The 20,171-nt window shown below is 69.7% G+C and carries 19 protein-coding genes and 1 pseudogene; 7 read left to right on the forward strand and 13 right to left on the reverse strand.

Translation table 11 applies throughout. The features are described from left to right. Positions 1-22: 22 nt before the first annotated feature. From MJQ72_RS07210 to MJQ72_RS07220, 3 genes are all read right to left on the reverse strand, one after another. Positions 23-772 carry an isocitrate lyase/phosphoenolpyruvate mutase family protein gene (locus tag MJQ72_RS07210; RefSeq protein WP_240598343.1) on the reverse strand — a complete coding sequence of 250 codons (750 nt, stop codon included), beginning with the start codon at positions 770-772 and terminating at the stop codon, positions 23-25. Then, a complete protein-coding gene (locus MJQ72_RS07215; protein ID WP_240598344.1) occupies positions 769-2,154 on the reverse strand; it encodes an MFS transporter in 1,386 nt (461 codons plus the stop codon). Before MJQ72_RS07215 ends, MJQ72_RS07210 begins: the two co-directional genes overlap by 4 nt. A 77-nt stretch (positions 2,155-2,231) precedes the next feature. Continuing rightward, positions 2,232-3,251 (reverse strand): sigma-70 family RNA polymerase sigma factor, encoded by a 1,020-nt coding sequence (locus tag MJQ72_RS07220; RefSeq protein WP_240598345.1) that lies wholly within the window; start codon positions 3,249-3,251, stop codon positions 2,232-2,234. A 393-nt stretch (positions 3,252-3,644) separates the two neighbouring features. Between MJQ72_RS07220 and fusA the strand changes: the two genes are divergently transcribed. Then, positions 3,645-5,684, forward strand: a complete 2,040-nt coding sequence (gene fusA, locus MJQ72_RS07225) for an elongation factor G (RefSeq protein WP_240598346.1) — start codon at positions 3,645-3,647, stop codon at positions 5,682-5,684. Positions 5,685-6,153: 469 nt separating this feature from the next. On the opposite strand, the gene MJQ72_RS07230 is transcribed toward fusA, so the two are convergent. The 6 genes and pseudogenes from MJQ72_RS07230 to pdhA all read right to left on the reverse strand — a co-directional run bounded on the left by MJQ72_RS07230 (position 6,154) and on the right by pdhA (position 11,932). Then, positions 6,154-6,927 carry a PE-PPE domain-containing protein gene (locus MJQ72_RS07230; RefSeq protein WP_240598347.1) on the reverse strand — a complete coding sequence of 258 codons (774 nt, stop codon included), beginning with the start codon at positions 6,925-6,927 and terminating at the stop codon, positions 6,154-6,156. A gap of 78 nt (positions 6,928-7,005) precedes the next feature. Then, a pseudogene (locus MJQ72_RS07235) lies at positions 7,006-7,281 on the reverse strand (VOC family protein); the annotation flags it as partial. Beyond that, the gene (locus tag MJQ72_RS07240) at positions 7,190-8,578 is read right to left on the reverse strand and encodes an MFS transporter (RefSeq protein ID WP_240598348.1); all 1,389 of its coding nucleotides are present in this window, start codon (positions 8,576-8,578) and stop codon (positions 7,190-7,192) included. The pseudogene MJQ72_RS07235 and the gene MJQ72_RS07240, both read right to left, overlap by 92 nt. Before the next feature lie 81 nt (positions 8,579-8,659). After that, entirely contained in the window at positions 8,660-9,853 is a 1,194-nt protein-coding gene (locus MJQ72_RS07245) for a dihydrolipoamide acetyltransferase family protein (protein ID WP_240598349.1), read from the reverse strand. Continuing rightward, positions 9,846-10,844: an alpha-ketoacid dehydrogenase subunit beta gene (locus MJQ72_RS07250; protein WP_240598350.1), complete on the reverse strand. Its 999-nt coding sequence runs from the start codon at positions 10,842-10,844 to the stop codon at positions 9,846-9,848. The genes MJQ72_RS07245 and MJQ72_RS07250 overlap by 8 nt, the downstream gene beginning before the upstream one ends. Continuing rightward, entirely contained in the window at positions 10,844-11,932 is a 1,089-nt protein-coding gene (gene pdhA / locus MJQ72_RS07255; RefSeq protein WP_240598351.1) for a pyruvate dehydrogenase (acetyl-transferring) E1 component subunit alpha, read from the reverse strand. Before pdhA ends, MJQ72_RS07250 begins: the two co-directional genes overlap by 1 nt. Positions 11,933-12,067: 135 nt before the next feature. Between pdhA and MJQ72_RS07260 the strand changes: the two genes are divergently transcribed. Continuing rightward, positions 12,068-12,550, forward strand: a complete 483-nt coding sequence (locus MJQ72_RS07260) for an Lrp/AsnC family transcriptional regulator (RefSeq protein ID WP_240598352.1) — start codon at positions 12,068-12,070, stop codon at positions 12,548-12,550. Between the two features lie 25 nt (positions 12,551-12,575). Here MJQ72_RS07260 and MJQ72_RS07265 read toward each other — a convergent pair whose 3' ends face one another. Beyond that, positions 12,576-13,037, reverse strand: a complete 462-nt coding sequence (locus tag MJQ72_RS07265; RefSeq protein WP_240598353.1) for an Lrp/AsnC family transcriptional regulator — start codon at positions 13,035-13,037, stop codon at positions 12,576-12,578. Positions 13,038-13,119: 82 nt separating this feature from the next. Between MJQ72_RS07265 and MJQ72_RS07270 the strand changes: the two genes are divergently transcribed. The 4 genes from MJQ72_RS07270 to MJQ72_RS07285 all read left to right on the forward strand — a co-directional run bounded on the left by MJQ72_RS07270 (position 13,120) and on the right by MJQ72_RS07285 (position 15,785). After that, positions 13,120-13,731, forward strand: a complete 612-nt coding sequence (locus MJQ72_RS07270; protein ID WP_240598354.1) for a LysE family translocator — start codon at positions 13,120-13,122, stop codon at positions 13,729-13,731. Between the two features lie 99 nt (positions 13,732-13,830). Beyond that, positions 13,831-14,748: a lysyl endopeptidase gene (locus MJQ72_RS07275; RefSeq protein WP_240598355.1), complete on the forward strand. Its 918-nt coding sequence runs from the start codon at positions 13,831-13,833 to the stop codon at positions 14,746-14,748. Positions 14,749-14,815: 67 nt separating this feature from the next. Further along, on the forward strand, positions 14,816-15,220 hold the full coding sequence (locus MJQ72_RS07280; protein WP_240598356.1) for a hypothetical protein: 405 nt from the start codon (positions 14,816-14,818) through the stop codon (positions 15,218-15,220). A 103-nt stretch (positions 15,221-15,323) separates the two neighbouring features. Beyond that, the gene (locus tag MJQ72_RS07285; protein ID WP_240598357.1) at positions 15,324-15,785 is read left to right on the forward strand and encodes a hypothetical protein; all 462 of its coding nucleotides are present in this window, start codon (positions 15,324-15,326) and stop codon (positions 15,783-15,785) included. Here MJQ72_RS07285 and MJQ72_RS07290 read toward each other — a convergent pair. Next, complete coding sequence (locus tag MJQ72_RS07290) at positions 15,742-16,917, reverse strand: ROK family transcriptional regulator (protein WP_240598358.1); 1,176 nt, start codon at positions 16,915-16,917, stop codon at positions 15,742-15,744. The two genes, MJQ72_RS07285 and MJQ72_RS07290, sit on opposite strands and share 44 nt — an antisense overlap. Positions 16,918-17,010: 93 nt before the next feature. On the opposite strand from MJQ72_RS07290, the gene xylA reads away from it, so the two are divergent. After that, positions 17,011-18,180, forward strand: a complete 1,170-nt coding sequence (xylA, locus tag MJQ72_RS07295; protein WP_240598359.1) for a xylose isomerase — start codon at positions 17,011-17,013, stop codon at positions 18,178-18,180. On the opposite strand, the gene MJQ72_RS07300 is transcribed toward xylA, so the two are convergent. Further along, entirely contained in the window at positions 18,177-19,193 is a 1,017-nt protein-coding gene (locus MJQ72_RS07300; protein WP_240598360.1) for an alpha/beta fold hydrolase, read from the reverse strand. The two genes, xylA and MJQ72_RS07300, sit on opposite strands and share 4 nt — an antisense overlap. 96 nt (positions 19,194-19,289) lie before the next feature. Then, positions 19,290-20,045 carry a thioesterase II family protein gene (locus MJQ72_RS07305; RefSeq protein WP_240598361.1) on the reverse strand — a complete coding sequence of 252 codons (756 nt, stop codon included), beginning with the start codon at positions 20,043-20,045 and terminating at the stop codon, positions 19,290-19,292. Positions 20,046-20,171: the final 126 nt, after the last annotated feature.

Below are 20,171 nucleotides of genomic sequence, written 5' to 3' on the forward strand. Positions count from 1 at the left end.
CGGAAGTGGCTTTCACGACCGATCACCCGTCGAGCTCGCCGATGGCGGCACGGAATCCCTCCAGTGCCGCGCGATAGAAGCGCGGACCGTAGGACACCCGCGCCACACCGAGTTCGCGGAGCGCGGCCAGCTCCAGTTCCTCCCCGACGTTCCCGTTCACCGGGCACGCGAGTTCGGTGACCAGCGTGGCGAGATCGTCCCGGCGCCGCACTCCGATCGGGTACACGCAGTCGGCGCCGGCCTCCCGGTAGAGCCTGCCCCGCCGGACGGCCTCGGCGAGCCTGCCGGGCTCCGGGATCCCGCGGTCGCCCAGGAACGTGTCGATCCGGGCGTTGACGACGATCGGGACCCCGGCGTCCTTCGCGGCCGCTCGGATCTCCGCGATCCGCGCGGCGTGCGCGTCCGCGTCGGCCAGTCCGCCGGACCGGTGATCGGTGTCCTCCAGGTTGCAGCCCACGGCTCCGGTCTCCAGCAGCCGTTCCACGAATTCCTTCGGCGCCAGGCCGTAGCCCGCCTCCGCGTCGACGGTGACCGGCACCGGGACCACGCGGGCGATCCGCGCCGCCGCCGCGAACATCTCCCGCCACGGCGCGCCTTCGCCGTCGGGGTATCCGAGCATCGCCGAGACGGCGGCGCTGGCCGTGGCGATCGCCGGGAAACCCGCCTCCGCCACGATTTCGGCGCTCGCCGCGTCCCAGACGTTCGGCAGCACGAGCATTTCGCCGCTGTGCAGGCTTCGCAGTGTTTCGGCTCGCGTCTTCGGATCGGTCATCGATTTCCTCCTTGGTCGGTAGTGGACAGTGCGGCCGGCATGCCCAGGGCGACGAGCAAGCCGATGAAGGCGAACGCGACGACAGCGGCCATCGCCGCGGTGAACCCGCTGCCGAATTCCTCGGGGGACAGATGGCTTCCGGCACCGGCGAAGACGGCGACCACCACCGCCACCCCGAAGACCCCGCCGAAGATCCGCAGCGTCATGAACGCGCCGGACGCCTGGCCGATCTCGCCGGGCCGGACCGCTCCGACGGCCGAACGTTGTGCGGCGGGCATGGCCGACGTGATGCCGACGCCGCTGACGATCAGCCCCGGCAGCAGGATCGCGTAGCCCGCACCGGGTCGGGCGACCAGCACGATCCAGCTCATGCCGATCGTCTGGAGCAGCAAGCCGATGGCGACGAAGGTGCGCGCGCTGTACTTGTCCGCCAGCTTTCCGGCGAGGGGCGCGCAGATCATCAGGGTCGCGGTCCACGGCATCATCCGCAGCCCGGCTTCGAACGGCCCGAGACCTTGCGCGGTCTGGAAGTACTGGGGCAGGAAGAACAACGTGCCGTACAGCGAGGCGAAGACACAGAAATTCGCCGCGTTGGCCGTCGAGAACGCCCTCAGCCGGAAGAACCGCATCGGCAGCATCGGCGCTTCGCTGCGGTGCTCCCACCACACGAAGGCGGCCACCAGCGCGACGCCGACGGACAGCGTGCTCAGGACCTCGGCACTGTCCCAGCCCGCGGGGTTCCCCCGGACCAAGCCCCAGACGATGCCCAGCGAACCCAGCGTCACCAGGACGACGCCGCCCTGGTCGAACCGGTTTCCCGGACCGGTGCTCTCGTCGACGCGCCGGAGGGTCAGCAGGACCGCGACCACACCGACCGGCAGGTTGAGCCAGAAGATCCACTGCCACGCCAGCCCTTCGGCGATGACCCCGCCGATGAACGGTCCGCTGAACGTCGCCAGCCCGGTGAGCCCCAGATAGAGCCCCATCGCCTTTCCCCGCCGATCGGGCGGGAAGATCGCGCTGATCAGGGTGAGCGACAGCGGCAGCACCATCGCGGCACCGGCGCCCTGCACCGCCCGCGCGGCGATCAGCGTGCCGATGTCCGCGGACACCGCGCAGCCCGCCGAGGCGACGGTGAACACGGTGAGACCGGTGACGAACATCCGGCGGCGGCCGAACCGGTCACCGAGCGCCGCCCCGGTGAGCAGCAGCACGGCGAAGCTGAGGTTGTAGGCGTTGACGATCCATTCGAGCTGTTCGATCGACGCGGACAGATCCGCGCGGACCGTGCCCAGCGCCGTCGTCACGACCTGGCTGTCCAGCGCCATCATGAACGACGCCAGTGAGGCGAGCCCCAGGACCCACGCCTGCTTGGGGGTCAAGTTTTCTCCTAGGTGGAAGTGATTCCGGGCATGACAGGGCACACGCCCGACGGGGCGTGGCCAAGGAAGTCCTGCGATCAGCCGCGCAGGGTGCGGGGCAGCCCGAAGGCCGCGAGCAGCGAGTTGTCGAGGAACCGGGTCACCGCGGTGACCCGGTCGCCCGCGAGTTCCAGCACGAGCACACCGTGCGCGTGGCCGATGGGCGTCCTCGGGTCGCGGAGATAGCAGCCGAAGGCGGGCTGTCCGTTGGCGCGGGTCGGGATCAGCGAGTACCGGCGGCCGTCGCGGAGTGCGACGGTCGCCAGGAAGTGCCCGACGGCTTCCGGGCCTTGGTATTCCAAAGGAAGCGGGGGCATGGTCAGCCAGGCGTCGTCGGTCAGCAGCGCCACGATGGCGTCGACGTCGCCGTTCTCGAAGGCACGGGTGAACTCGTCGACGATCCGGCGTTCCCGCGGGGAATCGGGCAGGGGAGCGGTTTCCCGTTCACCGGCGGGCATCTCCTTGGCCAGCGCCGAACGCGCCCGGTTCAGCGCGCTGGTCACGGCGTTCTCGGTGGTGTCGAGGATCCCGGCCACCTCGGCGGCCCGGAACCCGAGGACGTCCCGCAGGACCAGCACGGCCCGCTGGCGGGGTGGAAGCAGCTGGAGTGCCGCCAGGAACGCGAGCGAGATCGACTCCCTGGCCTCGTAGCGGGCCTCCGGGCCAGGCACCCGATCGGCGATCTCGGCGAGCAGCAGGTCCGGGTACGGCTCCAGCCAGCCGGCTTCCGGGCGGCGGCGCGTCGGCTCGGGCAAGGGGACCTCCGGTCGGTGAGCGGAGTGGTCGTGCGGGCGGCGCCCGCCCGCACGCAACGCGTTGAGACAGCGGTTGGTCGCGATCCGGTACAGCCAGGTCCGGATGGACGCGCGTTCCTCGTACGCGTCGATCCCGCGCCACGCGGCCAGCAATGTCTCCTGCAGCAGATCCTCGGCGTCCTGCACCGAGCCCAGGATGCGGTAGCAGTGCACCTGCAGTTCACGGCGGTACGGCGCGACGAGGTCACGGAACGCCTCGCCGTCACCGGTCTTCGCCAGGGCCAGCAGTTCGTCCACCCGCATACCGGGTTCCCTCCTCTTGTGGTGTCTCTCGAAGGGATGGACACCGCCGTCGCCGGAAACTGGTCGGTCGCGGACCAGTTTCCCCCGAATTCGCGGAAAACCGGTTCGCGGTCCACATCGGAGTGGCTACACTCGCCACGAAATCACCCCGCGAGGAAGGACAGGACCGTGCGTCATCACCACGCCGTCGTCGTCCCCTCGGCTCGCTACGAGGTGATCCTGGTGTCTCCGCGCACCCGGTGCCAGCCGCGCGGCTCGCACCGGCCCTGCTGACGAACGCACTTCCTTTCTCACGCCTGCTTCCCGTTGCCCCGCGACGGTGAGCGGCGCTTGCCCGCGTTCGCCGAATCGCGCCGCCGGAGTTTCCGCCAGTTCAGCTCGAAAGGCCGCGCCATGCGCACCGTCCCCTTGTCCGCCGTCCGGAATCTGGGCATCCTCGCCCACGTCGACGCCGGCAAGACCACCCTCACCGAACGGATCCTGTACGTCACCGGCACCACCCACAAACGGGGTGAGGTCCACGACGGCACGACCGTGACCGACTTCGATTCCCAGGAGCGAGACCGTGGCATCACCATCTTCGCCGCGGCCGTCAGCTGTTCGTGGGACGGCCATCTCGTCAACCTGATCGACACCCCCGGCCACGTCGACTTCTCCGACGAGGTCGAACGGTCGCTGCGGGTCCTCGACGGCGCGATCGCGGTGTTCGACGGCGTCGCCGGGGTCGAGCCGCAGAGCGAATCTGTGTGGCGCCAGGCCGATCGGCACGGCGTGCCGCGGATCGCGTTCGTCAACAAACTCGACCGTGCGGGTGCGGACCTGGACGCCGCCGTGGCGTCCATCCGGGAGCGGCTGCATCCGCGTCCGCTGGTGGTTCAGCTGCCGATCGGGAGGGAAGACGGCTTCGTCGGCGTCGTCGACCTGCTGCGGATGCGGGCACTCGTCTGGGCCGATGGCGCCGAAACCGCCGAGGAAGGCCCGCTTCCGGAGTCCCTTGTGGACGAAGCGAGCCGGCGCCGCCGTCTGCTCGACGAGGCGGTGGCGGAAGCCCATCCGGGTGCGCTGGAGGAGTTCTGCGCGTCGTCGGCGGTGTCGACGGAGACGCTGGTTCCGGCGCTGCGCGAGCTCACCCGGACCGGCGACGGCGTCGTGGTCCTGTGCGGTTCGGCCTACCGCAACCGCGGGGTGGAGCCGTTGCTGGAAGCCGTGGTGGCGTACTTGCCCGCGCCGTCGGACGTTCCGCCGGTCCGGGGCGAGTACGAAGGCACGGCTCGGGAACGTCCCGCCGATCCGTCGGCGCCGTTCGCGGCATTGGCGTTCAAGGTGACCTCGACCGCCACCGGGCGGTTGACGTTCCTGCGGGTGTATTCGGGCACGATCCGGACTTCGGAGGCGGTGATGGACGTGGGCAGCGGCCGTATCGAGCGCGCCGGCCGCATCCTGCGGGTCCAGGCGGATCGGCACACCAGGGTGGACAGCGCCGTCGCCGGCGACATCGTCGCGGTGGTCGGGCTCAAGTCGGTCCGTCCGGGCGCGACGCTGTGCACGCCGTCGGAGCCGCTCCTGCTCGAGCCGCCCGTCGCGGCCGATCCGGTCGTGTCGGTGGCCGTCGAGGCGCGGAAGGGTATCGACACGGAACGCGTGACGTCGGCGCTGGCACGGCTGGTCGAGGAGGATCCGTCGCTGGTCGTCCGGACCGATCGTGAGACCGGCCAGACCCTGCTGTCGGGGATGGGCGAGCTGCACCTGGAGGTGGCGGTGGAGAAGATCCGGCGCGACCACGGGCTGGACGTCGGCGTCGGGCGGCCTCGGGTCGCCTACCGCGAGACGGTCGCGCGCGGCGTGACCGGTTTCGTCTATCGGCATGTCAAACAGGACGGCGGCGCCGGGCAGTTCGCCCACGTCGTCATCGACACGGAACCGCTGGAGGAAGGGGAGTTCGAGTTCGAGTCCACTGTGGTCGGTGGTCGCGTGCCGCGGGAGTACCTCCGTGCCGTCGAAGCGGGTTGCCGTGACGCGCTGGCGGAAGGTCCGCTCGGCGGGCATCCGGTGACCGGTGTCCGGGTGACGCTGACGGACGGGGCGACCCATCCGAAGGATTCCTCGGAGCTGGCGTTCCGGACGGCCGGGCGGTTCGCGCTCCGGGCGGCTTTGGCCGCCGGCGCGATGACACTGCTGGAGCCGATCGCCGAAGTGACCGTCACGGTGCCCGAAAGCGCCGTCGGCGTGGTGCTCGGCGACCTCGCCGCCCGGCGTGGCCGGGTGCAGGGGTCGGCCGTTCGCGCCGGAACGACCGTGGTCACCGCGACCGTGCCGCTGGCCGAACTCTTCGGCTACGCGACCCGGCTGCGCAGCCGGACCCAGGGCCGGGGCACGTTCACCGCCCGGCCGATCGGCCACGCACCGGCGCCGGAGGGCAGGCCGGTCCGGTAGTTCGCGCCGTCCGTTTCCGGTCTCGGAGTAGATGAAGGGGGCTTTATCCGCATACGACGCGGGTAAAGCCCCCTTCGCCGCGTGAGATCAGGGGATCGGGCCGGGAGTGGCGTTTCGGATCAGAGCCGGCCCTGTCTTGGGTACCCGCTGCCGAGGCGCGGGTGGCAGAGTCGCGTGACTGGACGGCCGACACACGTGATCCGCCGGACGACACGCGTGTCCAGGCGGACGGCTCGGGGAGGCCTCGACTACGCCTGTGTCGTCCGTCCGATCACGCGTGTCGTCCACGTGATCACCCGCGCCGTCCGCTCGAAACACGCATGACCGCGGAACCGGTCGCGAATCGGACATGCATCCCTCAAGCAGGCAGTAGTTCTACGATGGCCCGCCCACGACACTGTGGGCGGGCCATCGCCCGAACCGCTGTCACCCGGCTATCGGGCGCCGGGTGACAGCCGTCTTCATCCGGTCACACCGAAGGCCACGGAGGACGGCAGTTCTGCCGCGGCAGCGCGTGCGATCCGTTGGTGTACACGCCGTCCGCGATCGTGTCCTCCATGATCGAGCGGTGATCGGTGGGACGGGCCCACTGGTAGCAGAGGTGCTGCGCGAAATACCCGCCAGGCGCCTCGATGGTGTCGAAATGGCAGACACCGTCGGTTTCGATGCAGTAGCGGATGAACGGGATCCCGCCGAAGTCGGTGCGGCCGGGCCCGAACGACACGTAGCCGCCGAACGGCGACGGCGCCCCGGTACCGGCCGGGAGCACCGCGCTGATCCCGCGTCCAGGCGGGCCGACGGGCTGCATCGGGTCGGCGAAGATCTTCGCCCGGAACCGCGACTTGTCCACGGCCAGTTTCCCGTCGGCGATGTCGTTCAGCACCAGGTTCGCGACCAGCGCGCCCTGCGAGTAGCCGACGACGGTGAATTCCGCCCCGGGGTTCTCGTCGAAGGAGCTCTGGACGACCCGGCGGGCCTCTTCGTGCCCGCGCGCGACGCTCTGGTCCATGGGCGTCTGGTCGCAGTTGGGCGCCCCCGCGGCCCCGGCCGGGTAGTGGACCACCTTCTTGATCCCGCCCCGCAACCAGGCGTCGTTGTAGACGGTCGCGGCCCCGTCGCAGGTGCCGCCGACGAGGATGTAGTAGCGCGCCTGGTCGGCCTGGGCCGTGGGCGCCATGACACTGATCAAGCCGGTGGCCAATGCGGCCGCCGCCAGGACCCCCCTGAGTTTCTTCACATTCATCGTCCTTTCGTTCGACTACGGTGCGTGGTCGAACGCTAGGGACGAGTCATGAAATTTTGATGAAACCCTCTTGGGACTTCAGCGGTGGGACAGCACGTTGACCACGTGCCCGCTCGGATCGCGGACGAAGAACCGCCGGACACCCCACGGCTCGTCGGTCAGTTCGTGCACGATCTCCGCGCCGGAGGCCTTGGCCGCCGCGTAACGCGCGTCGACGTCGTCGACCTCGATCGAAGCGATCGGCACGACGGGCGCCGTCTCGTCATGGGTCATGAGGCTCAGCTGGACCTCCGGCCGCTCCGGATCGGCCAGGGTCACGATCCAGCCGAGGTCCATCACCACCTCGAAGCCGAGAACCTGTACGTAGAAGGCCTTCGCCTCCGCCAGCGTCCGGGTTTCGAGGTCGGTGACCACTCTCTTGATCGACATGCTCGGATACTGGCACAGGGGTCCGACGGTTTCGGGGGAGCAGGAGCGGCGTCGCCAGCATGAGTGCTCCCGCGATGCCGACCGCCGCGCGGGGTCCGGTGAAGGCGGCGAGCACGCCCCACAGCGCGGTCAGGGTGGCGGTGGTGAGCTTCCCGGCGATGGACCAGGCCGACAGCGTGCGCGCCGCGCGGTCGACGGGAACCTGTTCGAGCCTGGTGGTGGCGAGCACCGGGTTGTACACGCCGATGCAGGTGATCAGGCAGAGTTCGACGACGATGACCAGGATCAGCCCGGGCACGCCGGGCTGGATGAAGACCAGCCCGACCGGCCAGCAGACCCTGAGCCAACCGGAGACGAAGAGGACCTTGTCCCGGCCGTACCGGGCGACCAAGGGCCGGGAGATCCGCGCACCGATCAACCCGCCGAGGCAGGGGACGGCGAAGGCGACCGCGTACTCCCAGGGCGCGAAGCCGAGCTGGCCGAGCATCAGCACGGCGAACAGCGGCGCGGTCGCCATGATCAGGCCGTTGACCACGATCGTGTTGACGAACAGGGGGCGCAGCAGCGGATGGGTGAGGATGAACCGCCAGCCTTCGCGCAGGTCGCGACCGGTCAGCCGGGGACCGTCCGGCTTCGCGGGTGGCGGCTCCGAACCGCCGACGGCACGGATCCCGGCGGCCGAAAGCAGGTAGCTGACCGCGTCGGCGGCGATCGTGACCACCGGCCCGAACAGGCCGACGGCGAACCCGCCCAGCGGCGGGCCGAGGACGGTCGCCGTCCAGGTCGTCGACTCGAACCGGGCGTTCGCGACCAGCAAGTCCTCCCGGGGCAGCAGGGTTTTGAGGAAAGCCCCGCTGGCCGCCAGGAACGTGATGTCAGCCGCGGCGACGACGACGGACACCGCGAGAAGCTGGCCGAATCCGAGCAGCCCGAACGCGTACGCCACCGGGACGGTCAGCAGCGCCACGAACCGGACGAGGTCCATCGCGATCATCACCGGCCGTTTGCGGCGGAACTCGACCCAGGGGCCGAGCGGTAGCGCGACCACCGCGCCGACGACGAGGCCGGCGGCCGCCAGCAGCGAGACCTCGGCGGTACCCGCGCCGAGCACCACGATGGCGATCAGGCTGAACGCGTCGAACGCGAACCTGGTCCCGAACGCGCTCGCCGCGTAGGCCGCCCACAGCCAGCCGAACCGTCGCCCCAGCGATCTCCCACCCACCCGCGAGATCAAAGCAAGCCGGGGTCCCGAAGTCGAACAACGCGTCGTTGGCAGGTCACAACCGTGAGTTGTGCGACCCGCTCAGAGCTCCCCGAGCGCGGTGACCGGCGATTCGACGCAGTCGGCGACGAACCGCAGGAACCCGCCCGCGGTCCCGCCATCGCACACCCGGTGGTCGAACGCCAGCGTCAGCTCGCAGATCTTCCTCGCCACCAGCTCGCCGTCGACCACCCAGGCGCGGTCGATGATCCGGCCGATACCGAGGATCGCCGCCTCCGGGTGATTGATGATCGCGGCCGAGCCGTCCACCCCGAACACCCCGTAGTTGTTGACCGTGAAGGTCCCGCCGGTGAGGCCCGCCGGGCCGAGTTTCCCTTCCCTGGCCTGTGCGGTCCGGTCGCCGATCGCCGCCGAAAGCTCCCTTGTGGACAGTGCGCCCGCGTCGCGGACCACCGGCACGACGAGACCGCGGTCGGTCTGCGCGGCGAAACCGAGGTTGATGTCGCGGAGCTGGACGATCTCGTCGCCTTCGACGCGCGAGTTCAGCTCGGGGAACTTCCGCAGGCCCGCGACGGCGAACCGGGCGACGAGCCCGAGGAGACTGACCGGCCGATCCGGTGCCGAGGCGTTGAGCGACTTCCGCGCGGCGACGAGTCCGGTCGCGTCGACGTCGACCCAGACCGTCGCCTCGGGGATCTGCCGCCGCGAGGTCGTCAGCTTGTCGGCGACCGCCTTGCGGACCCCGGTCAGCGGGATCCGTGTTTCGCCGTCGCGTTGCTCGGGGACAGCGAGGGCCGCTTCGACGTCGGCGCGCCGGATGATGCCGCCCGGCCCGCTGCCGGTCAGCTTCGTCAGGTCGATCTGGTTGTCCGCGGCCATCTTGCGGACGAACGGCGAGATCACGCCCGGCGCCTTCGACGGCTTCTCCGGGGTGGCGACGACAGTGCGCGTCCGGCGGCGCCTGGTCGTGGTCGTGGTGCCGTAGCCGATGAGGACGTTGCCGCTGCCTTCGCTCGCGGTCGTCACGCCGGGCTCGGTGAACCCGGGGCCGATGGTGAGCAGGGGAGCGCCGACCGGCAGCGACTGGCCGGGTTCACCGTGGAGGCGGGTGACGACACCGGCGAACGGCACCGGCACTTCGACGGCGGCTTTCGCGGTCTCGACCTCGACGACGGGCTGGTCGACGCCGACGGTGTCGCCCTCCGCGACGAGCCAGGTGACGATGGTGCCTTCGGTCAGGCCCTCGCCGAGGTCGGGGAGCAGGAAATCAGGCACCGGCCACCACCGGTTCGTCGTTCCACTGCAGCCGGGCGACCGTGTCCAGGATCCGGTCGACGTCCGGAAGCTGATGACGCTCCAGTTTCGGCGGCGGGTAAGGGATGTCGAGCCCGGTGACGCGCAGGACGGGCGCGTGCAGCTGATGGAAGCACTGCTCGGTGATCCGGGCGACCACCTCCGCGCCGTAGCCGCCGAACCCGGCGGCTTCGTGGACGACGACCGCGCGCCCGGTGCGGCGCACCGACGCGACGACGGTCTCGTCGTCGAACGGGCTCAGCGACCGGAGATCGACCACTTCGACGTCCCAGCCTTCGGCGGTCGCGGCCTCCGCGGTCTCCAGCGCGGTGGCGACCATCGGGCCGTACGCGATCAGCGTGACGTCCTTGCCTTCACGGCGTACCACCGCGCGGTCCATGGCCGCGCCGTCCCGGGTGAAGGAGACGGGTTCCTTCGACCAGTAGCGGCATTTGGGTTCGAGGAAGATCACCGGATCCGGCGAGTCGATCGCGTCGCGCAGGAGGTCGTAGGCGTCCTGGGGCGTGCCGGGTGTGACGACGCGCAGGCCGGGCGTGTGGGTGTAATAGGCCTCGCTCGAATCGCAGTGGTGCTCCACACCGCCGATCCCGCCCGCGTAGGGGATCCGGATGACCATCGGCAGCGACAAGGCGCCGCGGGTGCGGTTCCGCAACTTCGCGACGTGCGAGGTGATCTGCTCGAAGGCGGGGTAGGCGAAGGCGTCGAACTGCATTTCCACCACCGGGCGGAACCCGCCCATCGCCATCCCGACCGCGAAACCGACGATGCCGGACTCGGCCAGTGGTGTGTCGAAGCAGCGTTCCTCGCCGAAATCGGCGGTGATGCCGTCGGTCACCCGGAACACGCCGCCGAGCGGGCCGACGTCCTCGCCGAAGATCAGCACGCGGTCGTCGTCCTTGACCGCGTCACGAAGGGCGGCGTTGAGCGCTTGTGCCATCGAGATCTCGGACATCAGGCCTCCAGTTCGGCCGCGACCAGCGCCCGCTGGGCGGCCAGCTGACGGGTCGGGACGGCGTACACGTGCTCGAACAGCGACAACGGATCCGGCTCCACGTCGGCGTTGAGGGTGTCGCGCACCCCGGCGGCGAACGCCTCCGCCTCGGCCCGGAATCGCTCGATATCGTTGTCGGACAACAGGTTCTCGGTGGTCAGGTAGGTCTGGAGGCGACGAACCGGGTCGGCCGCGCGCCACTTCTCGACCTCGGCCTGGTCGCGGTAACGGGTGGCGTCGTCGGCGTTGGTGTGCGCGTCGATCCGGTAGGTGTGCGCCTCCACCAGAACCGGCCCTCGGCCGGAACGCGCGTGCGCGACGGCGTCGTCCAGCACGGAAAGGACGGCGAGGGCGTCGTTGCCGTCGACCTGTTCGGAGCGGACGCCGTAGCCGACACCCTTGTAGGCCAGCGCGGGGGCGGCGCTCTGCTTCTCGAACGGCACGGAGATCGCGAACCCGTTGTTCTGCACGAAGAACACCACCGGCGCCTTGAACACGGCGGCGAAGTTGAGCGCCTCGTGGAAGTCGCCCTCACTGGTGGCGCCGTCGCCGATGAGCGCGAACGCGACGGCGTCCTCGCCACGGCGTTGCATCGCGTGGGCGAGCCCGGCGGCGTGGAGGGTCTGGGTCGCCAGCGGGGTGCACTGCGGTGCGACACGGGTCGCGGCGGGGTCGTAGCCGCAGTGCGCGTCGCCGCGGAGCAGCGTCAGGATCTCGCCCGGTTCGAGGCCGCGAGCGACCAGCGCGACCGAGTCGCGGTAGGTGGGGAAGAGCCAGTCGGCGTCGGTGAGGGCGAGCGCGCTCGCGACCTGACAGGCCTCTTGGCCGGCGCTGGACGGGTACACGGCGAGGCGGCCTTGTTTGGTCAGCGCGGTCGCCTGCGCGTCGAACCGGCGGCCGAGCACCATCAGCCGATAGGCCTCCACGAGCCGTTCGGACGGCGGCACGGGATAGCCGCCGTGCTCGTCGACGCGTGTGCCGTCCTCGGCGAGGAACCGCACCGGCATCCCGGACGGCAGCAACGCGGCGGCAGAGGTCTCCCGCGACATGGCGCAGCACCACCTTTCACAGACATATGATGCTGAGATCGTGGTTTCCGGAGTCCCAGTGTTCAAGAGGTGCGCGAAATGAGCGACAAACTGTCGGCAGAATCGGTTCAGCCGGGCCGACCGTCCGGTAGTGGCGTGGCTCACGGGCCGGATCCGGGACGAACGGCCCTTGCCCTCGACGACATCGATCGCGCCCTCCTCGCCGAGCTGACCGCCGACGGCAGGCTCGCCGTCCGGGCACTGGCGGAACGCCTGCACATCTCGCGCACCAACGCCTACGCGAGGCTGGACAGGCTGATGTCCGAAGGCGTCATCACCGGCTTCGGTGCCCGGATCGACCCTCGGCGGGCCGGACTCGGAACGAGCGCGTACATCCTGATCACCGTCGAGCAGACGTCGTGGCGCACGATGTCGGCCGAACTCCGGGAGATCCCGTTCGTCGAGCACGTCTCGCTCGTCGGCGGCGATTTCGACATCCTGCTGCTGGTGCGGACGCCGGACAACGCCTCACTGCGGGATGTCGTGCTGGAACGGCTGCAGGCGCTGGACGGCGTGCGCTCGACGCGGACGTGGCTGATCTTCGAGGAGCAGGCGGGCGTCGCCCCTCGTGAGTGGTAAGGACGGTTCTAACCGTCCTTGGCGCTCACGAGTCCGTGGTGGGCAGGGGACGGTCGTTGACGACCTGCTTCATCACGAGCGTCGAGTTCAGCCGCTGCACTCCGGGCAACGCGGACAGCACGTCGTCCTCGAGCCGCTGATACGCGGCGAGGTCGGCGGTGACGATGCGGAGCAGATAGTCGGGGTCGCCGAAAAGACGTTGTGCCAGCAGGACGTTCGGGATCCGGGTGACGGCGTCTTCGAAGCCCAGCAGCGTCTCACGGTCCTCTTGCCGCATGGTGACGAACACGAGCGCCTCGAAGTTCAGTCCCAGTGCGGCCGGATCGACCACCGCCCGGTACGCGCTGATCGTGCCGTCCCGTTCGAGGGCGCGCAGCCGGCGGTGACAGGGCGACGCGCTCAGCTGGACCCGTTCGGCCAGTTCGGTGAGCGTCAGCCGCCCCTCTTCCTGCAGGATGGCAAGAATCTTCCGGTCGACAGCGTCCATGGGGAAGATTCTTCCACGAGACCGGCCCTCCAGGGCAGAAGTTGAAAGCACCTTTGGCCGGATCGCGAATAGCTTTTCGGACATGCCTCTCGGATCCGTTCTCGCCTTCTGGGGCGTCGCCGCCCTGCTCATCGCGGTGCCCGGCGCCGACTGGGCCTTCGCGATCAGCGCCGGATTGCGTCGCCAGGTCCTGCCGGCCGCCGGTGGCATCGTTCTCGGCTACCTGGTCATGACGCTGGTGGTCGCCGCTGGGCTGGGTGTCCTCGTCGCGTCGACGCCGAGCGCGTTGCTCGCACTCACCGTGGCCGGCGGGCTCTATCTGATCTGGCTCGGATTCAAGACGGTGCGTTCGCCAGCGAAGCCGGCCAGCGCACCCGGCGAGGTCGGGAGCCGGGGTGGCACGCTGCTGGAAGGGATGGCGGTCAGCGGGCTGAACCCCAAGGGACTGCTGGTCTTCGTCGCGATGTTGCCGCAGTTCACCGACCCGGCCGCGAGGTGGCCGATGCCGGTCCAATTGGCCGTTCTAGGCCTCACCTTCGTCGGCACCTGCGCGATGGTCTACCCGTGCGTCGGCGTGGGGGCACAAGCCCTGCTGCGCGCCCGTCCCGCGGTGTCGAGGACCGTCTCGCGACTTTCCGGCGCCTCGATGATCGTGGTGGGAACGCTGCTGGTCGCCGAGCGACTGGTGGCGTGAGCCGAATGGTCCATTCCACCGGACAGGTCGCCGAACAAACCTGGCCGCACCGTTGGAAAATCTCATACCCTCCGGAACAGGCCGAAGGGAGCTGACCTGATGCGGTGGACCTGGGTGCGTACGGCGATGGCCTTGGTGGTCGCCGCGTCGATCGTCCAAACGAGTCAACCGGGCACGGCCGAAGCGCAGGTGAGCCCCGCTGCGGCCGGCCGATCCGCGATCTACGGCGGGGGACCGTTCTATCAGGACGGACAGGGCGTCATGGACGTCCTGCGGTCGTCGGGTTTCACCACGGTCATCCTCTGGAGCATCCACGTCCACGACAACGGGGACCTGTACTACAACGACCACCTCGTGGTCAGAGACGGAGAGTACGTCGGCGACGCGGGGTGGCCGGCGCGGCTGCGGACGCTGAAGCAGGCACCGACGTCGGTCGATCGCATCGAGGTCTCGGTCGGCGCCTGGGGCACACCGGACTGGCAAGCCATCGACAACCTGATCACGCGTGACGGCACCGGCAGCGGGACCGTGCTGTACCGCAACTTCCTGGCGCTGAAGAACGCCACCGGCGCGGACGCGATCAACAACGACGACGAAGCCCACTACGACGTCGACTCCACCGTCACCTTCGCCAGGATGGCGAACGCCATGGGCTACCGGAACTTCACGCTCGCTCCCTACACCGCGGTGTCGTACTGGCAAGGGGTGAAGAACGGGCTCGGCGGCCTGGTCGATCGCGTGTACCTGCAGGCCTACGCGGGTGGCAGCGGCAACGACCCGGCGACGTGGACGAGGTCGCTCGGGATGCCGGTGGATCCAGGACTCTGGAGCAAGAACGGCTCCGGCTGCACGTCGGGGGATTCGCCCGCTCAGGTGGAGAGCAGGATGAGGGCCTGGAAGCAGTCCGCGGGGATTCCGGGCGGCTTCATGTGGCTCTACGACGACATCAAGAAGTGCTCGGCGCAAGGCACGGCCGCCGACTACGCACGGGCGATCAACACCGCCACCACGAGCTGACCCGGGGGACGCTGTAACGCTCACTGCGCTTCCGCCGAGTACAAACGGGTTCGGAGGCGGAGGAATCGTGGTGCGTGTCCTGGTCGTGGTGGCGGTCGCCGCGGTGTTGTTCGCGGCGCCTGCATGCGCGCGGTATGAACCGGCATCTCGTCCCACCACGACGGTCACCACGAGTGTCGAACGAACTACGACCGTCCCGCCGAGCACAGAGGTGACCACTTCGGTCGCCGCCGCCCCGACCACGAGCGTAGTGCCCGCCAAACCGAAGGCGGACCAGCGCGAAGCGGCCTGCCGCAAGGACGAGGATCAGTGCTACGAGCCGGGGGCCGGCGCCAAATGCCAGACCGGCGGGTGCGTCAACGCCGGACGAGGGATGACGCAACGCGACGTCGAGAAGCAACGCGACAGGTGGCTCCGCGAGCATCCAGGCTGGTGCCCCGCGGGCGAGACCGGGGCGGTGGCACGCTGTTGAACGACACACGCCATTCGGGTGATAACGGTTCGGCATTCGATGTATCTGACGTTCACCCCATTGACACCTTCCTGCGATCACGGCGACTGGGCGGAGGAATGCGGTGACGGTGGAGGACGCGGGTCGGGACTACCTGACACGGCAGATCGGGGCGTTGCTCGCGGCGATTCGCGAGGAAGGTCCGGTCGGCGAGGGCAGACGCAGTTTCCGGATCGCGGGGCATCTCGCCGCGGAGGGCGGGTTCCACCTCGGCGACATCCTCGCCGCGACCGCGCAACTGCTGGCGGTCCACGCTTGGAACAATGGCTACCTCGCCGCGGCCGAGCTGCTGACGCGCCGCATGCGGGAGTTCGGAGCCGAGTCGGCCGAGCTGGTGCGGTACCTCGTGCGGCTGGAGACCGGCTGTGAACAGGGCTGGCTCCCGCACGCGGATCGCGACGAACTGATCGCCTACGCCCGGCGCGTCCAGCGTGCGGACATCGAGGCGCGTGCGCAGTCGATCGAGGCGTCGTTGCCCGGGGTCACCGATCCCGAGCGTCCGGATCGGATGGCGAGTGAGTCGTGAGATGGTGCTCGGGATCCGCGAGAATGCCGCGGATCACCGAGCCGGCGGCGCCGCGTACGGCGGCTCCCGTGCCGAGCGCCGAGCGGACGACCCGCACCGGCGACCACGCCGTGCTGGGCACGCGGCGTTCCAGCTCGGCGAGGAGTGGCTCACGCAGCCACGGCTCCAGCCGCGCGTAGGTTCCGCCTAGCACCACCGCCGGAACGTCCATCAGGTTGACCACAGTGGACAGTCCGACGCCGAGGTGTCCCGCCGCGGCGGTCACCGCGGAAAGCGCGGCGGCGTCGCCGGACTCCAGCGCGGAAACCAGTCCGTCCACCGTTTCCGCGCCCGCTAGTCGCAGAATCTCCTCTTGGCCCGCCATTCGTTCCAGGCAGCCGTTCGCGCCGCAGGAACACGGCGGGCCCTCGGGCGCCACGGGCAGGTGGCCGATCTCGCCGCCCGCGCCGCGGACGCCTTCGAACAGGGCACGGTCCAGGACGATCCCCGCGCCGATCCCGATCTCGCCCGACACGTGGACGAAATCCGGCAACGCCGAGCCGTGCCACAGCTCGGCGAGTGCCGCGAAGTTCGCCTCGTTGGCGACGGTGAACGTCCCGCCGAGCCGGTCGGCGAGGTCGACGTCGCGCCAGCCCAGGTTCGGGGCGAGCCGGACGAGTCCGGATTCGACCAGGCCCGGAACCGCGACCCCGACTCCGCCGACGGGGACGCCAAGCGCGTCCGCCTGTTTCCGGGCCTTGCGCAGGAACGCCGACACGCGCTGGAAGACGCGCGGGGTGCGGTTGTCCGCGTATCGGACCTCCTGCGCCCGGACGGCGCCGGTCAGATCGACGAGACAGGACGCGAGGTAGTCGACGCCGATCTCGATGCCGAGCCCGTGCGGGCCGGTGGGGGAGAGCGACACGACGGTGCCGCGCCGCCCGGGGCCGAAGCGTTGCTCCGGTTCGCCTTCGGCCACGAGATCCGCCGCGATCAACCGGTCGACCACGCTCGACACGGTCGCCTTCGTGAGTCCGGTGGCGGCGGCGAGGCCCGCTCGGGACGTGCCGGGACCGTCCGCGATCGCCCCGAGGACGAGGGCGGCGTTGTGCTGCCGCACGGTGTGCTGTCCCGCCGGGCGCGTGCCGATCATCGCGCGATTGTATTCGTTCGATGCCTGAACGAAAGCCTTGACCCGCCGGGCCGGGCATCGATAAGTTCAGGCATCAAACTAATTGGAGGCGAGATGGCTCAGGCACCGTCGCGTGAGGACAAGTTCAGCTTCGGGCTGTGGACCGTGGGCTGGCAGGCGAACGACATGTTCGGCCCGGCGAGCCGACCTCCGCTCGACCCGGTCGAGGCCGTGCACCGCCTCTCGGACCTGGGCGCCTGGGGGATCACCTTCCACGACGACGACCTCGTCCCGTTCGGTTCGGCCGACGCGGAACGCGCGCGGCACCTCAAGCGCTTCCAGGGCGCGCTCGCCGAGACCGGTCTCGTGGTCCCGATGGTGACCACGAACCTGTTCAGCCACCCTGTCTTCAAGGACGGCGGCCTGACCAGCAACGACCGTGACGTCCGCCGCTACGCGCTGCGGAAGGTGATGCGGAACCTCGACCTCGCCGCCGAACTCGGCGCGTCGACGTTCGTGCTCTGGGGAGGCCGCGAAGGCAGCGAGACGGACGCCGCGAAGGACGTCCGCGCAGCGATGGACCGCTACCGCGAGGGCATCGACTTCCTCGCCCAGTACGTCCTCGACCAGGGCTACGGCCTGCGGCTCGCGCTCGAACCGAAGCCGAACGAGCCTCGCGGCGACATCCTGTTGCCGACCATCGGCCACGCGCTCGCGTTCATCTCCACGCTCGACAACCACGAGATCGTCGGCGTGAACCCGGAGGTCGGCCACGAGCAGATGGCCGGGCTCAACATCGTCCACGGCATCGGGCAGGCCCTCTGGCAGGGCAAGCTGTTCCACATCGACCTCAACGGCCAGCGCGGCCCGAGGTTCGACCAGGACCTCGTGTTCGGCCACGGCGACGTCCTGTCGTCGTTCTTCCTGGTCGACCTGCTGGAGCACGGCGGCTACGACGGGCCGCGCCACTTCGACTACAAGCCGCTGCGCACGGAGAACATGGACGGCGTCTGGGCCAGCGCCGAGGCCAACATGGCGAGCTACCTCCTGTTCGCCGAACGCGCCCGCGCTTTCCGTGCCGATCCCGAGGTGCGGGCGGCGCTGGACGCCGCCCTGGTCCCCGAGCTGGCGGCGCCGACCCTGAACGAGGGCGAGACGGCGGCGGATCTGCTGGCGGACCGGTCGGCGTTCGAGGACTTCGACCCGGACAAGGCGGCGGAACGCGGTTACGGTTTCATCCGCCTGTCCCAGCTGGCCCTCGAACACCTCACCGGGGCCCGTTAGAACCGGTCGACGTCGAGGACGGCCTTGGCGTACTCCTCCGGCGCCTCCTGCGGCACGTTGTGGCCGATCCCGTTCAGGACGCGGTGCTCGTACTTGCCGGAGAACTTCGACCGATACGCCTTGCCATCGGTGTTCGGGCCGTCGAAATCGCTGCCGATCGTGATGGTGGGCACCGAAACCGCCGGTCCTTGCGCGAGTTTCTGTTCCAGCGCGTCGAGTTTCGGGTCGCCCTCGGCGAGGCTCAGCCGCCACCGGTAGTTGTGGATCACGATGGCCACGTGGTCCGGGTTGTCGAAGCAAGCCGCGGAACGGTCGTAGGTCGCGTCGTCGAAGGACCACTTCGGCGACGCGATCTTCCAGATCAGCTTGTTGAAGTCGTGCCGGTTCTTCGTGTAGCCGAGGATTCCGCGCTCGGTGGCGAAGTAGTACTGATACCACCAGCCCAATTCGGCGGTGGGGGAGAGCGGCTGCTTGTTCGTCTCCCGGTTGGTCACCAGGTAGCCGCTCACCGACACGAGCGCCTTGCACCGCTCGGGCCAGAGCGCGGCGATGATCACGGCAGTGCGGGCGCCCCAGTCGAAGCCGCCGAACACGGCCTTGTCGATCTTGAGTGCGTCCATCAGCGCGACGATGTCGGCGGCGATCGCGGACTGCTGGCCGTTGCGGAACGTGTCCTTCGACAGGAATCGCGTCGGCCCGTAGCCGCGCAGGAACGGCACGATCACCCGGTACCCGGCCGCGACCAGGCGCGGCGTGACGTCGACGTAGCTGTGGATGTCGTAAGGCCAGCCGTGCAGGAGGATCACCACCGGGCCGCCGGAGGGGCCGGCTTCGGCGTAACCGATGCTCAGTTCCCCGGCGTCGATCTGCTTGAGCGGGCCGAACGAGGTGTTCCCGCCGGTCGTGGCTGGCGCCGCCACCGGTGCCGCCGCGGGCTGGGCCGAGCAGCCCGCCACGGTGGCACCCGCTGTCGCGGCGACGACGGCCTGCGCGAACCTTCTCCTGCTGAGCATCCTGATTCCTCCCGCGAAACGCCTGGTACGGGACGAAATTAAGCGGACGGCTCCGAGCGCGGCGACCGTCGGACGACGTCACCGGTGTAAGTCGCCCTAGGCCACTTCCGGCTCGGCGGTCATGAAGGCGGCTTCCAGCCGGTGGATCCGCGCCCAGAACGCGTCCTCCCGGCCGGATTCGAGAACACCCAGGTAGCCGCCGGGGACGACGCGGCCCACGAACGGACCGGACGTCCACACCCGCCAGCCGCCCGTGGCGTCGTCGCCCGAAGCGGACGCGGGATCGTCGGAGCCGCGGATCGCCGCGATCGGGCAGGAGAGCTGGGTCCTGACCGGTCCGCGGTAGGCGTTCAGCAGCTGGAGATCGCCGAGCAGCAGGTCCAGGGCGTACTCCCAGCTTTCGGGTGAATCGCGGTAGCCCGCGACGGGGGTGAGCCCCGTACGGCCGAACACGCGTCCCATCGCCGAGGCGCCCGCTTTGGCGTTCTTGTCGGGCGAACGCCGTTGCGGGGCGCACGCGTCGACGACGATCAGCGCGCGCGGGGAGACGCCCAGTCGTTGGGCCGTTTCCAAGGCGACGAAGGCGCCCATGCCGAAGCCGATCGTCACGGAACGGGAGAACCAGGCCGTCGGTATCGCGGCCGCCGAGTGCGCGGCGAGTTCTTCGACGGCGGACGCCGGTGGCTCGGCGAGCCTTTCGCCGTGCCCGGGGTATTCGACGCCGCAGACCTCCGCGCCGGCCGCGGCGGCGAGTGATCCGAATGCCCGGAGCGTGCCGCCCGCGGGCGGAAACAGCAGGTAGCCGCGGCCGCGACTGTCTGATGTGGACAGTAAAACGAGTGCGGCCGTCATGATCCGAAAGATACGCGCCATTAACCCGAATGGGGTAACGGTTCGGATTCGACCAAGATCAATTCACCCGCGAGGGGGAGCTCTTCGGGAAAAGATGCCCGGCCGTGTCGTATCTGGCACTTCCCG

The sequence above is a fragment of the Amycolatopsis sp. EV170708-02-1 genome (assembly GCF_022479115.1).
In the GTDB taxonomy this organism is placed as follows: domain Bacteria; phylum Actinomycetota; class Actinomycetes; order Mycobacteriales; family Pseudonocardiaceae; genus Amycolatopsis.

Excerpts from the sequence above, each read along its gene's own strand:
- MJQ72_RS07210 (WP_240598343.1), bottom strand. The coding sequence starts at position 772 with ATGACCGATCCGAAGACGCGAGCCGAAACACTGCGAAGCCTGCACAGC.
- MJQ72_RS07220 (WP_240598345.1), bottom strand. The coding sequence starts at position 3,251 with ATGCGGGTGGACGAACTGCTGGCCCTGGCGAAGACCGGTGACGGCGAG.
- fusA (WP_240598346.1), top strand. The coding sequence starts at position 3,645 with ATGCGCACCGTCCCCTTGTCCGCCGTCCGGAATCTGGGCATCCTCGCC.
- MJQ72_RS07230 (WP_240598347.1), bottom strand. The coding sequence starts at position 6,927 with ATGAATGTGAAGAAACTCAGGGGGGTCCTGGCGGCGGCCGCATTGGCC.
- MJQ72_RS07250 (WP_240598350.1), bottom strand. The coding sequence starts at position 10,844 with ATGTCCGAGATCTCGATGGCACAAGCGCTCAACGCCGCCCTTCGTGAC.
- pdhA (WP_240598351.1), bottom strand. The coding sequence starts at position 11,932 with ATGTCGCGGGAGACCTCTGCCGCCGCGTTGCTGCCGTCCGGGATGCCG.
- MJQ72_RS07265 (WP_240598353.1), bottom strand. The coding sequence starts at position 13,037 with ATGGACGCTGTCGACCGGAAGATTCTTGCCATCCTGCAGGAAGAGGGG.
- MJQ72_RS07270 (WP_240598354.1), top strand. The coding sequence starts at position 13,120 with ATGCCTCTCGGATCCGTTCTCGCCTTCTGGGGCGTCGCCGCCCTGCTC.
- MJQ72_RS07275 (WP_240598355.1), top strand. The coding sequence starts at position 13,831 with ATGCGGTGGACCTGGGTGCGTACGGCGATGGCCTTGGTGGTCGCCGCG.
- MJQ72_RS07290 (WP_240598358.1), bottom strand. The coding sequence starts at position 16,917 with ATGATCGGCACGCGCCCGGCGGGACAGCACACCGTGCGGCAGCACAAC.
- xylA (WP_240598359.1), top strand. The coding sequence starts at position 17,011 with ATGGCTCAGGCACCGTCGCGTGAGGACAAGTTCAGCTTCGGGCTGTGG.
- MJQ72_RS07300 (WP_240598360.1), bottom strand. The coding sequence starts at position 19,193 with ATGCTCAGCAGGAGAAGGTTCGCGCAGGCCGTCGTCGCCGCGACAGCG.
- MJQ72_RS07305 (WP_240598361.1), bottom strand. The coding sequence starts at position 20,045 with ATGACGGCCGCACTCGTTTTACTGTCCACATCAGACAGTCGCGGCCGC.